This window comes from Pseudomonas sp. B21-040 (assembly GCF_024748695.1).
GTDB lineage: Bacteria > Pseudomonadota > Gammaproteobacteria > Pseudomonadales > Pseudomonadaceae > Aquipseudomonas.
The window spans coordinates 425,639-440,593 of record NZ_CP087176.1; the positions used below are offsets into that span (position 1 = coordinate 425,639).

The following is a 14,955-nucleotide window of genomic DNA, read 5'->3' on the forward strand; positions in this document are numbered from 1 at the left end:
GCTTTAAACCTTTCACAAATGCGACATAGATTTGCGACATTTCGTCGTCAAATTTGTGAGCGTAAGTGTCGGTGTGTACAATGACCTCCCTTTTGCCCCCGCAAAGCTGGCATACGTTCGGCGCGGACGGTAACTGATTGAATTGAAAAGAAATTTGCCTCGGTAAGAGGCAGCCTGGTGAGAAAGTGTCTATGAAAGCAGGTCTGTACCAACCAGATGAATTCAAGGATAACTGCGGTTTCGGCCTGATAGCCCATATGCAGGGCGAGCCCAGTCATACCCTTTTGCAAACGGCCATCGAGGCCCTGACCTGCATGACCCACCGCGGTGGGATCAACGCCGACGGCAAGACCGGTGACGGTTGCGGTCTGCTGATTCAAAAGCCGGACGTGTTCCTGCGAGCGATCGCCCAGGAAACCTTCGGCGTCGAACTGCCCAAGCAATATGCGGTGGGCATGGTCTTCTTCAACCAGGACCCGGTCAAAGCCCAAGCCGCTCGCGAGAACATGAACCGCGAGATCCTGGCCGCTGGCCTGCAGCTCGTCGGCTGGCGCAAAGTGCCGATCGACACCAGCGTCCTCGGCCGCCTGGCCCTCGAGCGCCTGCCGCAGATCGAGCAGGTGTTCATCGGCGGTGAAGGCCTGAGCGATCAGGACATGGCCGTCAAGCTGTTCACGTCCCGTCGTCGCTCGTCCGTGGCCAACGCCGCCGACGTCGATCACTACGTTTGCAGCTTTTCGCACAAGACCATCATTTACAAAGGCCTGATGATGCCGGCGGATTTGACCGCCTTCTATCCAGACCTCAGTGACGAGCGCCTGCAAACCTCGATTTGCGTGTTCCACCAGCGCTTCTCCACCAACACCCTGCCGAAATGGCCGCTGGCTCAACCGTTCCGCTTCCTGGCGCACAACGGCGAGATCAACACCATCACCGGCAACCGCAACTGGGCCGTGGCCCGTCGCACCAAGTTCACCAACGACTTGATGGACCTGGAAGAACTCGGCCCACTGGTCAACCGCGTCGGTTCCGACTCCTCGAGCATGGACAACATGCTGGAGCTGATGGTCACCGGTGGCATCGACCTGTTCCGTGGCGTGCGGATGATCATTCCGCCAGCGTGGCAGAACGTCGAAACCATGGACCCGGACCTGCGTGCGTTCTACGAGTACAACTCGATGCACATGGAGCCGTGGGACGGCCCGGCCGGCGTGGTAATGACCGACGGTCGCTACGCGGTGTGCCTGCTCGACCGTAACGGTCTGCGCCCGGCGCGTTGGGTCACCACCAAAAACGGCTTTATTACCCTGGCCTCGGAAATCGGTGTCTGGAACTACCAGCCTGAAGACGTGATTGCCAAGGGCCGCGTTGGCCCGGGTCAGATCTTTGCCGTGGACACCGAAACCGGTCAGATCCTCGACACCGACGCCATCGACAACCGCTTGAAGTCCCGTCATCCATACAAGCAATGGCTGCGCAAGAATGCCCTGCGCATCCAGGCGACCATGGAAGACAACGACCACGGATCGGCGTTCTATGATGTCGACCAGCTCAAGCAGTACATGAAGATGTATCAGGTCACGTTCGAAGAGCGTGATCAGGTGCTGCGTCCGCTCGGCGAGCAAGGCTACGAAGCCGTGGGCTCGATGGGCGACGATACGCCGATGGCCGTGCTGTCCCAGCGCGTGCGCACGCCGTACGACTATTTCCGCCAGCAGTTCGCGCAGGTCACCAACCCGCCGATCGACCCGCTGCGTGAAGCCATCGTCATGTCGCTGGAGATCTGCCTTGGTGCCGAGCGCAACATCTTCCAGGAGTCGCCGGAACACGCTTCGCGCGTAATCCTCAGCTCGCCGGTCATTTCTCCGGCCAAGTGGCGCTCGCTGATGAACCTCGATCGTCCGGGCTTCGAGCGCGCGATCATTGACCTGAACTACGACGAAAGCGTCGGCCTCGAAGCGGCCATCCGCAACGTCGCCGATCAGGCTGAAGAAGCCGTGCGCTCCGGTCGTACCCAGGTCGTGCTGAGTGATCGTCACATTGCCCCGGGCAAGTTGCCGATCCACGCTTCGCTCGCCACCGGCGCGGTGCACCACCGCTTGACCGAAAAAGGCCTGCGTTGCGATTCCAACATCCTCGTGGAAACCGCGACCGCTCGCGACCCGCATCACTTCGCCGTGTTGATCGGTTTCGGCGCCTCCGCCGTCTATCCGTTCCTGGCCTACGAAGTGCTGGGCGACCTGATCCGTACCGGTGAAGTACTGGGCGACCTCTATGAGGTGTTCAAGAACTACCGTAAAGGCATCACTAAAGGTCTGCTGAAGATCCTGTCGAAGATGGGCATCTCGACCATCACCTCGTACCGCGGTGCGCAGTTGTTCGAGGCCATCGGCCTGTCTGAAGAAGTCTGCGAGCTGAGCTTCCGTGGCGTTCCGAGCCGCATCAAAGGTGCGCGTTTCGTCGACATCGAAGCCGAGCAGAAAGCCCTGGCCACTGAAGCCTGGAGCCCGCGCAAGCCGATCCAGCAAGGCGGCCTGCTGAAGTTCGTCCACGGTGGCGAATATCACGCGTACAACCCGGACGTGGTCAACACCCTGCAAGCCGCTGTGCAGCAAGGCGACTACAGCAAGTTCAAGGAATACACGTCGCTGGTGGACAACCGCCCGGTGTCGATGATCCGTGACATGTTCAAGGTCAAAACCCTGGACACACCGCTGGACATGAGCGAGATCGAACCGCTGGAATCGGTGCTCAAGCGCTTTGACTCCGCGGGCATTTCCCTCGGCGCCTTGTCGCCGGAAGCTCACGAAGCCCTGGCTGAAGCCATGAACCGCCTCGGTGCGCGTTCCAACTCCGGCGAAGGCGGCGAAGACCCGGCGCGCTACGGCACCATCAAGAGCTCGAAAATCAAGCAAGTGGCGACTGGCCGTTTCGGTGTGACCCCGGAATACCTGGTCAACGCTGAAGTGCTGCAGATCAAAGTCGCCCAGGGCGCCAAGCCCGGCGAAGGTGGTCAGTTGCCAGGTGGCAAGGTCAACGGTCTGATCGCCAAGCTGCGTTACGCGGTGCCGGGTGTGACCCTGATCTCGCCGCCACCGCACCACGACATCTATTCGATCGAAGACTTGTCGCAGCTGATTTTCGACCTGAAACAAGTCAACCCGAAGGCGCTGGTCTCGGTGAAGCTGGTGGCAGAAGCGGGCGTCGGCACCATCGCCGCCGGTGTGGCCAAGGCCTACGCGGACTTGATCACCATCTCGGGCTACGACGGCGGCACCGGTGCATCGCCGCTGACGTCGATCAAATACGCGGGCGCTCCGTGGGAACTCGGCCTGGCCGAAACCCACCAGACCCTGCGTGGCAACGACCTGCGTGGCAAAGTCCGGGTGCAGACCGACGGCGGCCTGAAAACCGGCCTCGACGTGATCAAGGCAGCGATCCTCGGCGCTGAAAGCTTCGGTTTCGGCACCGCGCCAATGATCGCGCTGGGTTGCAAATACCTGCGTATTTGCCACCTGAACAACTGCGCCACCGGCGTCGCGACTCAAAACGAGAAGCTGCGTAAAGATCACTACATCGGCACCGTCGACATGGTGGTGAATTTCTTCACCTACGTCGCCGAAGAAACCCGTGAGTGGCTGGCCAAGCTGGGCGTGCGCTCCCTCGAAGAGCTGATCGGTCGTACCGATCTGCTGGAAATCCTCGAAGGCCAGACCGCCAAGCAGAACCATCTGGACCTGACCCCGTTGCTTGGCAGCGATCACATCCCGGCAGACAAGCCACAATTCTGCCAGGTTGACCGCAACCCGCCGTTCGACAAGGGCTTGCTGGCCGAGAAAATGGTCGACCTGGCCACCTCGGCGATCAACGACATGAGCGGCGCCGATTTCGCCCTGGATATCTGCAACTGCGACCGTTCGATCGGCGCGCGGATCTCCGGTGAAATCGCTCGCAAACACGGCAACCAGGGCATGGCGAATGCGCCGATCACCTTCCGCTTCAAAGGGACGGCCGGTCAGAGCTTCGGTGTGTGGAACGCTGGCGGCCTGAACATGTACCTGGAAGGCGACGCCAACGACTACGTCGGCAAAGGCATGACCGGCGGCAAACTGGTCATCGTTCCGCCCAAGGGCAGCGTCTACAAGACTCAGGACAGTGCGATCATCGGTAACACCTGCCTGTACGGCGCCACAGGCGGCAAGCTGTTCGCCGCCGGCACCGCGGGCGAGCGTTTTGCCGTGCGTAACTCCGGTGCCCACACGGTTGTGGAAGGCACTGGCGATCACTGCTGCGAGTACATGACCGGTGGTTTCGTCTGCGTATTGGGCAAGACCGGTTACAACTTCGGCTCTGGCATGACCGGCGGTTTCGCCTACGTGCTCGACCAGGACAACACCTTCGTTGACCGGGTCAACCACGAACTGGTGGAAATCCAGCGGATCAGCGGCGAAGCGATGGAAGCCTATCGCAGCCACCTGCAACGCGTGCTGAACGAGTACGTCGAGGAAACCGACAGCGAGTGGGGTCGTAACCTCGCTGAAAACCTCGATGACTACCTGCGTCGTTTCTGGCTGGTCAAGCCTAAGGCTGCCAACCTGAAATCGTTGCTTTCCAGCACTCGTGCCAACCCGCAGTGATATGCGCCTGAAGAGTTTGATGAGGTTTTAACAATGGCTGAACGTCTGAATAACGACTTCCAGTTCATCGATGTCGGGCGCAAAGATCCGAAGAAGAAACTGTTGCGTCAACGCAAGAAAGAGTTCGTGGAGATCTACGAACCGTTCAAACCCCAGCAGTCGGCCGACCAGGCCCACCGCTGCCTGGGTTGCGGTAACCCGTATTGCGAATGGAAGTGCCCGGTGCACAACTTCATTCCCAACTGGCTGAAGCTGGTGGCCGAGGGCAACATCCTCCAGGCCGCCGAGCTGTCGCACCAGACCAACACCCTGCCGGAAGTCTGCGGCCGGGTGTGCCCGCAAGATCGTCTGTGCGAGGGTGCCTGCACCCTCAACGACGGCTTCGGCGCGGTGACCATCGGTTCGGTCGAGAAGTACATCACCGACACCGCATTCGCCATGGGCTGGCGCCCGGACATGTCCAAGGTCAAACCGACCGGCAAACGTGTTGCCGTCATCGGCGCAGGCCCGGCGGGCCTGGGTTGTGCCGACGTGCTGGTGCGCGGTGGCGTGACCCCGGTGGTGTTCGACAAGAACCCGGAAATCGGCGGCTTGCTGACCTTCGGCATCCCCGAGTTCAAGCTGGAAAAGACCGTGCTGAGCAATCGCCGCGAAGTCTTCACCGGCATGGGCATCGAGTTCCGCCTGAACACCGAAGTGGGCAAGGACGTGACCATCGAGCAACTGCTCGAAGAATACGATGCCGTGTTCATGGGCATGGGCACCTACACCTACATGAAGGGCGGTTTTGCCGGTGAGGACCTGCCGGGCGTGTATGACGCGCTGGACTTCCTGATCGCCAACGTCAACCGCAACCTGGGCTTTGAAAAGTCGCCGGAAGATTTCGTCGACATGAAAGGCAAGAAGGTCGTGGTACTGGGCGGCGGCGATACGGCGATGGACTGCAACCGTACCTCGATCCGCCAGGGCGCCAAGTCGGTGACCTGTGCGTACCGTCGGGACGAAGCGAACATGCCGGGCTCGCGCAAAGAGGTGAAGAACGCCAAGGAAGAAGGCGTGAAATTCTTCTACAACCGCCAGCCGATTGCCATCGTTGGTGAAGACCGCGTAGAAGGTGTGAAAGTGGTCGAGACCCGTCTCGGCGAACCGGACGCCCGTGGCCGTCGCAGCCCTGAGCCGATCCCGGGCTCCGAAGAGATCATCCCGGCCGACGCCGTGGTCATCGCGTTCGGTTTCCGTCCAAGCCCGGCGCCGTGGTTCGAACAGTTCGACATCCAGACCGATAGCCAGGGCCGCGTTGTGGCGCCGGAGCAAGGTAAGTACAAGCACCAGACCAGCAACCCGAAAATCTTCGCCGGTGGCGACATGGTTCGTGGTTCTGACCTGGTGGTGACGGCGATCTTCGAAGGCCGCAATGCGGCTGAAGGGATCCTGGATTACCTGGGCGTCTAACACCGATCGCGGGCAACCTCACTCCTGTAGGAGCTGAGCTTGCTCGCGATAGCATCACCGCAGAAATCAGGTTAACCGAGGCGCCTGCATCGCGAGCAAGCTCGGCTCCTACAGGGATTGAGGTTGTTTCGCGACGTGGTTCCCCCCGCGACAAATTGACCCGATAGACAAAAGGTGCGGCACTTGCCGTGCCTTTTGCGTCCGGCTCTGAGAAAATGCCCGCACTTTTTTTCCGGATGCCGACATGACTGCCCTGAAGAACGACCGTTTCCTTCGCGCCCTGCTCAAGCAACCCGTAGACGTCACCCCTGTGTGGATGATGCGTCAGGCCGGTCGCTACCTGCCTGAATACCGCGCCAGCCGTGCCAAGGCCGGCGACTTCATGAGCCTGTGCATGAACCCGGAGTTCGCTTGCGAAGTCACGCTGCAGCCGCTTGACCGCTATCCACAACTGGACGCGGCGATCCTGTTCTCCGACATCCTGACCATCCCCGATGCCATGGGCCAAGGCCTGTACTTCGAAACCGGTGAAGGTCCACGCTTCAAGAAAGTCGTCAGCACCATGGCCGACATCGAAGCCTTGCCGATTCCTGATCCGCACAAAGACCTCGGCTACGTGATGGACGCGGTCAGCACCATCCGCCGCGAACTCAATGGCCGCGTGCCGCTGATCGGCTTTGCCGGCAGCCCATGGACCCTGGCCACCTATATGGTCGAAGGCGGCTCGTCGAAAGACTACCGCAAGACCAAAACCATGCTCTACGACAACCCGCAAGCCTTGCACCTGCTGCTGGACAAGCTCGCGCAGACGGTCACCAGCTACCTCAACGGCCAGATCATGGCCGGCGCGCAAGCGGTGCAGATCTTCGACAGTTGGGGCGGCAGCCTCTCGGCGGCGGCGTACCAGGAATTCTCCCTGGCCTACATGAAAAAGATTGTCAGCGGCCTGATCCGCGAGCACGAAGGCCGCAAGGTTCCGGTCATCCTGTTCACCAAGAACGGTGGCCTGTGGCTGGAAAGCATCGCCGACGCTGGCGCGGATGCATTGGGCCTGGACTGGACCTGCGACATCGGCAGCGCCCGTGATCGCGTCGGCAGCAAAGTCGCGTTGCAAGGCAACATGGACCCGACCGTGCTCTACGCCAAACCAGAAGCCATCCGCACCGAAGTCGGCCGCATCCTCGCCAGCTACGGCAAAGGCAGTGGCCACGTGTTCAACCTCGGCCATGGCATCACCCCGGAAGTTGATCCGGAGCATGCTGGCGCCTTCCTGCGCGCGGTGCATGAGTTGTCGGCGCAATATCACGAGTGATCGTCGCCCAATAAAAACGCCCGGCTTATGCCGGGCGTTTTTGTTTTTAATGTAGGAGTGAGCCTGCTCGCGATAGCGGTGAATCAGTCGCCGAATGTATTGGCTGATACTCCGCTATCGCGAGCAGGCTCACTCCTACACTGGTTTTGTGTCAGGCCTTGACACCCTGTAGTGGCGGCAACTTCGCCAGCTTCAACGCCACCAGCAGCGCAATCACCAGCAACCCGCCGACAAACAAGCCGATTCCGTTCCATCCGCCCAAGTGCCAGAACACCCCGCCCGCCGTCCCGGCAATACTCGACCCGGCGTAGTAGCTGAACAGATAAAGCGATGACGCTTGCCCCCTGGCCTTGATCGCCCGGCGCCCGATCCAGCTGCTCGCCACCGAATGCGCGCCAAAGAAACCAAAGGTAAAGATCAGCATGCCAATGATCACCAGGGGCAATGGTGTGAACATCGTCAGGGCAAGGCCGGCGAGCATCAGCACAATCGTCGCCCAGAGCACTTTGCGCCGACCCAGCTTGTCAGCCAGCGAACCGATTTTCGCCGAGCTGTAAATCCCCGACAGGTACACCACCGAGAGCAGTCCGACGAAGGCTTGCTCCATGTGATACGGCTCGGCCAGCAAGCGGTAACCGATGTAGTTGAACAGTGTGACGAACGCGCCCATCAACACAAAGGCTTCAAGGAACAATAACGGCAAACCAGCATCGCGAAAGTGCATGGTGAAACCGTCGAGCAAGCTGCGCGGGTGCAGCGAGCGGGCGCGGAAGTTGCGCGACTCGGGAAGGATTTTCCAGAACACCGCTGCAGCGATCAGGGCCAGGCCGCCGATCACCAGCATCGCCGTGTGCCAGCTGACGAAGTCGATCAACACGCCGGTGATCAAGCGCCCGCACATCCCGCCAATCGCATTGCCGCCGATGTACAAACCCATCGCCAGGCCTAGATGCTGCGGGTGGATCTCTTCGCTCAAGTACGTCATCGCGACTGCCGCCAGGCCACTCAACGACAACCCGATCAGCGCGCGCATCAGCAACACGCCGTGCCAGCTCGGCATCATCGAACTGGCGACGGTGCACAGCGCCGCGGCGAACAGCGCGGTGACCATCACCGACTTGCGGCCGACACGGTCGGAGATGGGCCCGGTGATCAACAGGCCAATGGCGAGCATGCCGGTGGCGACCGACAGGATCAGGCTGCTCTGCGCCGCGTTGATCGAATACTCGTGAGACAACAGCGGCATCATCGGCTGCACGCAGTAGAGCAGGGCGAAGGTGGCGAAGCCACCGCAAAACAGCGCCAGCACCGTGCGCATGAACGCCGGCGTGCCTTTCTCGATATAAATCTCTTTGAGCTCGGCGACGACATCGTCCGCTGCGGCGGGCGGAACTTCATGGGCGAGTGGAGCGACAGCAGTCTTCACGTTGGACCTCGGAGGGGCGCAGTCAGGCAGGCAGTGAAAAAATCATATAGCTGGCTAATGATTCAATCCAATATATTGTTCGACCTGTTTAAGAGGTTTTACGACCTAATGGGGTTTTCATGGAATTGCGTCACTTGCGCTACTTCATCGCCGTCGCCGAAGAACTGCATTTCGGCCGCGCCGCACAAGTGTTGGGCATCTCGCAGCCACCGCTGAGCCAGCAGATTCAGGCGCTTGAGCAAGAGGTTGGCGCACGGTTGTTCGAACGAACCAATCGTCGGGTCGAGCTCAGCGAAGCGGGGCGGTTGTTCCTGCAAGAAGCGCGGCTGGCGCTGGCGCAGGTCGACAAAGCCGCCGATGTGGCGCGGCGTGCGCAACTGGGTGAGCTCGGAGAACTGAAGATCGGCTTCACCTCATCGGCGCCGTTCAACTCGACCATTCCCCAGGCGATTTTTTCATTCCGCCAGCGCTTTCCGGCGGTGCACCTGAACCTGCGGGAGATGAGCAGCACTCAGGTCGCCGATGCACTGGTCGACGAATCGATCGAGGTCGGCATCATGCGGCCATTGGGGTTGCCGGACTCGCTCAGTGTGGTGGAACTGATGCGCGAGCCCTTGGTGGCGGTGCTCAGCTCCAAGCATCCGCTGGTCAACGGCAGTGAAGAGGGCTTGTTCCTGTCGGCACTGGCCCTCGAACCTTTTGTGTTTTTTCCTCGCAGTTATGGCAGTGGCCTATACGCGCAATTACTCAGCCTGGCCCGCGATTCAGGCTTTAGCCCGCACTTCGCGCAAGAGGCGGGCGAAGCGATGACGATTATCGGGTTGGTCGCAGCAGGGTTGGGCGTGTCGGTGCTGCCGGCGTCGTATCAGCGGATGCGCATCGACGGCGTGGTGTATCGGCCATTGCTTGATCCGGCGGCGGTGTCGGCGGTGTGGCTGGTGCAGCGCAAGGATCAGAAGTCGCCGATGGCCAAGGCGTTTGTTGAGTTGTTGACGCGTAAGGTTGAGCCATTGAAGGCGTGATTGAATATCGAATGATCAGAATTCTTGGTTAAGTAGGTGTAGCTCAAGAGCTACACTCGCCGCATGACGGAGATTCTTCGAAGTTCAACATTCTCAGGCTGGTCGTCAGTTAGTCATCCTCCTTTGTGGCGGTGACAAAAGCAGCCAAACACGTGACATCAAACAAGCCAGGCTAATTGCAAGAGCCTGGCAGGAGCAAAACCCATGACCGAACAATTCACTCGCTGGGACTCAGCCGAGTACCTCAAGACCGAAGAGGACATGGCTAATTACCTTGACGCTTGTATGGAAGAAGCGGGAGATGACCCAGCGTTTATTGCCAAAGCACTCGGAACCATTGCGCGGGCTCGCGGCATGACCCAAGTCGCACGGGATGCAGGACTCTCTCGTGAAAGCCTTTACCGCGCATTGTCAGGGGAAGGGAATCCAGAGTTCGGCACGATCCTCAAAGTCGTGAAAGCTTTAGGATTGAAGTTACACGCCAGTACCTGAATTGAACGTTTTGAGTGATACTCCTCCCGTTCCCGAAAGGGGCTTGTGAGACTCTGAGGATCCTGGGCAACCAGCCATCGCAGAGCCAGACAGGTACAGGGCGATGACAAGCCGACCTGTTTGCGAAGGGGCGCCGAAAGGCGCCCTTTGTCGTTTTAGCGTTAGCCGGTTCAGTCACTCCCCCCGATCCCCGATCAAGACGCGCAATAGCCTGCAAGCTGTCGACAATCAAACCGGTCGTGCTGGCATTGCTGCAAGCAAGTTGATTCAAGCTCAGTAAGCGTTTGAACGGCCTCTGCGCCAAGCGCGGGGGCCGTCTTCACACTTGCTGGAAGCGCTGATGTCCATCCGCTGGCGCCGTTACGACGCAGCAGGCGTACTTTGCTGCGCTGAAACTTGCCCCTGCAATCGTCGCCCGACGACATCCAGCAAATCACAACCATCGCGCAATGACGTCACCAACACCCGCGCCAACTCACTGTGAACGCCTCCGCCAAACGCAAAACTCTCAAGTAGCTGGGTCGCAGTGCGGATGCGGTAGGCAGCCGTTTCGTGCAACACGTCCAGGGGCGCTTCGGTGTCGATCACCAGCGAAGCGATGGTGCAATCGATGCCGGTGATAGGCATGTATCTATCCATGACAAAAAACCTCCATTGCGAAAGAGCGCGCGATTACTTATTGGTGACTGTTGGATGGCGCCATAGACAACCCACTGGGAGGGTCAAGAATGTCCAGGGCCCGGTTGACCATCAGCTCGGCCAGCACGATCAGTTGCTGAATGGCCAATGCCTCGTTGCGGCGCGAGCCTTCGAGTTCGCAGGCGAGGTCGGTGGTCATCACATTCAGCGAGGCGAGGGTTTCAGTAGCGTGACAGAGCAAGGACTCCGTATCGACAGACGGGTTGATGCTAAATACATGGCTGACAGGGTCGGGGCGGTTTGGATTGCGCAAGCGCGCGCTGACGGTGCGCTCGGTGGTTTCGGAGAGTTTGGCTAGATCGGCGGTGTCAGCGGTATCAGCGTCTTTCTGGTCTGGCGATTGCGGACGATCGGGATTGATTTTTTTCATTGTGGAGCTCCCTTATTTTTTTAAAGAAAAGCGGCATCCTTTCCGGCTATTCATAATTGATCGGCAGCGATATATGGGCTGCCGATACCGATAGATTTATAACTAAAAACGTCATCCTTATTGTTCAAATAAGTGAACATTTGTGTAATTAAATGATTCTCTAGAAATCTCTGTAAGTAAGTTCGTTTTATATTGTGGGATTCGTCTACTGCATGGCTTGCAGAAATAAACGTCGAATTAAACGTTATTTAATGAATGTATAATCAGGTTGGGTGTGTCTGTTTGTACGCCAAGCAGGCGGGCCAGGTGATAATCACAAAAACAAATAGAAATGCTCGGTTTGAGTGATCAAATTTATTACAGGTGATTGGAAGGTATTTAATGCACAAAATAGAAAAAACAGAAAATTTAAAGAGGAATATTAAGTACCTTATAAAAAGCCGGGGAGAAACTCAGATATCGTTGTGTAATTCAGTTGGGTTGACCAGGACTACTATCTACAACATTTTGGAAGGGAGGGTTGTCAATGTTCAGCAGTCTACCATTCGTAAAATTTCTGATTTTTTTGGTGTGTCCTATAAAGAAATAGAAACTGTAGATTTTGAAGAAAGGGAAGTTATAGAAAGCAGCGTTTCTTTGCTGGGTAATATGAATCCGGCGGCGGTTCCTGTTGTTAAAGAAAGTTTGCTTGTGCAAAGTCTTGATAAGAGGATCGGTGAGTTGGTTGTAACCCATCCTTTGACCTATTTTTTCGGTACGGCCTGCAATTTAATCGGTGTGCTTCTGGAAAGCGAAATCAGCGGCGTGAATGAGTCGGGGGATTTGTTGATAGTGAAGAAAGGTTTGTCGAGTAGCGATAAAGAAAAACTTGTGTATGACAAGGCAACAAAAAATCTATTTATAACGAGAGAGTCTTCCTGTTGTTCTGATGATGTTCTTGTAATAGGAGAGATAGTGGAGGAACGGTTCAATGGATAGTCTCTCGGAAAACAGCAGCTACAAATTACTAGGGTTTGAAAATAGTAAAGGCCTTGCCGTTATCATGATCGTTTCAACGGGGAAGGTTATAAAAATTAAGCTGGATGATTTATTGAAAAGTGATGTGGTGGATAATTTAAACAGAGCAGAAATAAAGTCTGTGTACAGGAAGTTTTATTCAGGTGGTGCGGCATTGACAGCATACGAAATAAATGATCGACAAGAGAAGTCATGGATGATTTATGTCGCTCTTAATTTGTTGCTTTTTGCGCTATATATCTTCACAAATGTTGCCGCAACGAAACTGGTCTACATAGAGTGGCTTGATATCATTGTCACTCCAGGGGTTTTCATTTACCCATTAACCTTTTTAATAGTTGATGTGTTGAATGAGTTTTATGGGCTTAGACTTGCGAGGAAAGCCATATTATTTGCTTTTGCGAGTAATGCTCTGATTACTGTTTTGTTAAGCGCTACTAGTTTTCTTCCGGGTTTGTCAGGCTGGAAGCTTGATGAGCCATATAGCGAGGTCATGACTCATGTGTCGTCTGTGTTGGTGGCGTCTTCCATTTCCTTCATTTTTTCCGAATATGTAAATTCCTACTTGTTGAACAAAATAAAACAGCTTACTAGCTCTAGGTTTTTATTCTTGCGGGTTTTTTTAAGTACGTTGTTTGCGGTGATAATAGATAGTTTCATTTTTTGTTTTATTGCATTTTACGGATCAATGGCTACTGCCGAAGTGCTTAATATCGTTTATGTTCAAATCGCCATAAAAATGTGTTTCGCTGTTTTTAATATTCTGCCTGCCTATGGAGCAAGATCCCTATTTAAACGGTACGTGGTTAGCGCCTAAAGCGTACAAGAAGGGGAAGTGGTACGGCTTCCCCAGGATTGTTGCTATCTGATCTTTTGTTTGTTTTCCAGGCTTTTCATAACCTTAGCCTTGTTCTCCAAAAACTCATTCAGCCCTTTCGCTCGAAGATTGCACGCATCGCAATTACCGCATCCAATCCCTATTATTCCGTTGTAGCAAGTCAGTGTCTGGTGCTGAATCAATTCAAGCTTCCCATGCTGCTCGGCAAGCGCCCATGTTTCTGCCTTGTTCAGCCACATGAGTGGCGTTTCAATCCGCAGCCTGTAGTCCATGCCCAGTTCAATGGCTTTGTTTAGAGTCCTGACAAATTCGTCACGGCAATCCGGGTAGCCAGAGAAATCTGTCTCGCAAACACCTGTGATGACTGCCTCGGCCTGTACTTGATAGGCATAAATAGCAGCCAAGGTTAAAAACAGAATATTCCGGCCGGGCACAAAGGTGCTTGGCAGACTTTCTCCTGAGCTATCCACACCGGGTACTGGAATGTTATCGCGCGTCAAACTACTGCTTGCCAGTTCATTCAACAACGTAGTGTCCAGCACCTTGTGCACGGTCACGCCAAGCTCTTTCGACAGCTGCTGCGCGACCTCGATTTCCGCGCGGTGGCGCTGGCCATAGTCGAACGTAATGCAGTGGATTTCATCGTAGAGCGGCAACGCGTGGATCAAGCAGGTGGTGGAGTCCTGCCCACCGCTGAAAACGATAACGGCCTTTTTAGTCATGGTTCGTTCGTCCTTGTGATGCCCCGACATATCACGGGGCATTGAACCTAGCGCAAAGCCTCAATTCTGGTTGTGGGACGTTTCCGAAATGATGTATTCCAGCTTCCCTTTATTTCATTCCTATCCTCGGAATGGACGTGCGTTGAGCCCATTCTCCACCTCACTCAACCCGCACCAACTCCCCACGCAACACCACGCCAGACACTTGCACCTTCGGCAAACACTGATAGCTCCCGCTGTCGCTGCTTAAATCGCGTTTGCCAGTTCCCGCAATATTGATCACGGCATTGGCCCCGGCCTTTTTCGCCTTGCTCTGCAACGTCGCCAGCGTCGATTGCAGTGCCCAGAAGCAGGCGTCTTCATCCGACACCTCTTCGTTATGGGTGATTCGACTGCTGCTCACGGTATTCAGCTTGCTGACGTTGGCCGGTAGCGCTTCTCCTGCCAGGTAGAACTTGACGCTGCCGTCCAGCAAGCCGATCTCGGTGGCGCGTTTCACGCCTTCACGGAAGTTCTGGAAGGTGGGTTCGTAGGCATTTTGCAGGGCGACGAGTTGGTCGCGGTCCGGGTCGGCGGCCAGTTGCTGGATCACGTCGTCGCGCAGATAGGTGATCCAGCGGTTGTAGGTGCCGTGGATCCGGCCGTCCTGGTAGTCCAGGCCGCGGCTGTCGCGGTAGTCGATTTCGAACGAATTCGATGTGTAAGGGATGTCGATTTCGGCGTGGTGTTTGTCACGCACGGTGACGGCCGCTTTGATCATGCCGGGACGCGCCGACTGCACTACCCATTGGCGTTCGATCAACGCGGTGACGATGGCGCGGCTCATGCGGTCGTTGGTCAAGCCTCGGTCACTGGGGAAGTGTTCCTTGGCGGTGTACACCGGATTGCCGGTGCAACCGCCCAGCGCAACGGCCACGGCGAACAACGCGACGATGCGCTGGGACAGAGTCATTCCTTTTACTCCAAAC

At 56.6% G+C, this 14,955-nt stretch carries 12 protein-coding genes; 7 read left to right on the forward strand and 5 right to left on the reverse strand.

The window, feature by feature from the left end; all coding sequences use genetic code 11:
• Positions 1-191: 191 nt before the first annotated feature.
• The 3 genes from gltB (at position 192) to hemE (ending at position 7,401) form a co-directional block, all read left to right on the forward strand.
• Complete coding sequence (gltB, locus tag LOY55_RS01960; protein WP_223525451.1) at positions 192-4,637, forward strand: glutamate synthase large subunit; 4,446 nt, start codon at positions 192-194, stop codon at positions 4,635-4,637.
• A 33-nt stretch (positions 4,638-4,670) separates the two neighbouring features.
• The gene (locus tag LOY55_RS01965) at positions 4,671-6,089 is read left to right on the forward strand and encodes an FAD-dependent oxidoreductase (RefSeq protein ID WP_223525450.1); all 1,419 of its coding nucleotides are present in this window, start codon (positions 4,671-4,673) and stop codon (positions 6,087-6,089) included.
• A gap of 244 nt (positions 6,090-6,333) precedes the next feature.
• Positions 6,334-7,401 carry a uroporphyrinogen decarboxylase gene (gene hemE / locus LOY55_RS01970; protein WP_077432322.1) on the forward strand — a complete coding sequence of 356 codons (1,068 nt, stop codon included), beginning with the start codon at positions 6,334-6,336 and terminating at the stop codon, positions 7,399-7,401.
• A gap of 151 nt (positions 7,402-7,552) precedes the next feature.
• On the opposite strand, the gene LOY55_RS01975 is transcribed toward hemE, so the two are convergent.
• Positions 7,553-8,827: an MFS transporter gene (locus LOY55_RS01975; protein WP_109785377.1), complete on the reverse strand. Its 1,275-nt coding sequence runs from the start codon at positions 8,825-8,827 to the stop codon at positions 7,553-7,555.
• 119 nt (positions 8,828-8,946) lie between these two features.
• Between LOY55_RS01975 and LOY55_RS01980 the strand changes: the two genes are divergently transcribed.
• Together LOY55_RS01980 and LOY55_RS01985 are read left to right on the forward strand one after the other, a co-directional pair.
• Positions 8,947-9,849 (forward strand): LysR family transcriptional regulator, encoded by a 903-nt coding sequence (locus LOY55_RS01980; RefSeq protein WP_223525449.1) that lies wholly within the window; start codon positions 8,947-8,949, stop codon positions 9,847-9,849.
• 204 nt (positions 9,850-10,053) lie between these two features.
• On the forward strand, positions 10,054-10,341 hold the full coding sequence (locus LOY55_RS01985; protein WP_007943750.1) for an addiction module antidote protein: 288 nt from the start codon (positions 10,054-10,056) through the stop codon (positions 10,339-10,341).
• Between the two features lie 360 nt (positions 10,342-10,701).
• On the opposite strand, the gene LOY55_RS01990 is transcribed toward LOY55_RS01985, so the two are convergent.
• Positions 10,702-10,980, reverse strand: a complete 279-nt coding sequence (locus LOY55_RS01990) for a hypothetical protein (protein WP_223525448.1) — start codon at positions 10,978-10,980, stop codon at positions 10,702-10,704.
• Between the two features lie 37 nt (positions 10,981-11,017).
• Positions 11,018-11,410, reverse strand: a complete 393-nt coding sequence (locus tag LOY55_RS01995; RefSeq protein ID WP_223525447.1) for a DUF6124 family protein — start codon at positions 11,408-11,410, stop codon at positions 11,018-11,020.
• 381 nt (positions 11,411-11,791) lie between these two features.
• Here LOY55_RS01995 and LOY55_RS02000 point away from each other — a divergent pair, with 381 nt between their 5' ends.
• Both LOY55_RS02000 and LOY55_RS02005 read left to right on the forward strand, forming a co-directional pair.
• On the forward strand, positions 11,792-12,388 hold the full coding sequence (locus LOY55_RS02000; protein ID WP_223525446.1) for a helix-turn-helix transcriptional regulator: 597 nt from the start codon (positions 11,792-11,794) through the stop codon (positions 12,386-12,388).
• Positions 12,381-13,244 carry a queuosine precursor transporter gene (locus LOY55_RS02005; RefSeq protein ID WP_223525445.1) on the forward strand — a complete coding sequence of 288 codons (864 nt, stop codon included), beginning with the start codon at positions 12,381-12,383 and terminating at the stop codon, positions 13,242-13,244. Before LOY55_RS02000 ends, LOY55_RS02005 begins: the two co-directional genes overlap by 8 nt.
• Before the next feature lie 44 nt (positions 13,245-13,288).
• On the opposite strand, the gene queC is transcribed toward LOY55_RS02005, so the two are convergent.
• The gene (queC, locus tag LOY55_RS02010) at positions 13,289-13,987 is read right to left on the reverse strand and encodes a 7-cyano-7-deazaguanine synthase QueC (RefSeq protein ID WP_223525444.1); all 699 of its coding nucleotides are present in this window, start codon (positions 13,985-13,987) and stop codon (positions 13,289-13,291) included.
• Positions 13,988-14,147: 160 nt separating this feature from the next.
• On the reverse strand, positions 14,148-14,939 hold the full coding sequence (locus tag LOY55_RS02015) for a hypothetical protein (protein ID WP_223525443.1): 792 nt from the start codon (positions 14,937-14,939) through the stop codon (positions 14,148-14,150).
• Between the last annotated feature and the right edge of the window lie 16 nt (positions 14,940-14,955).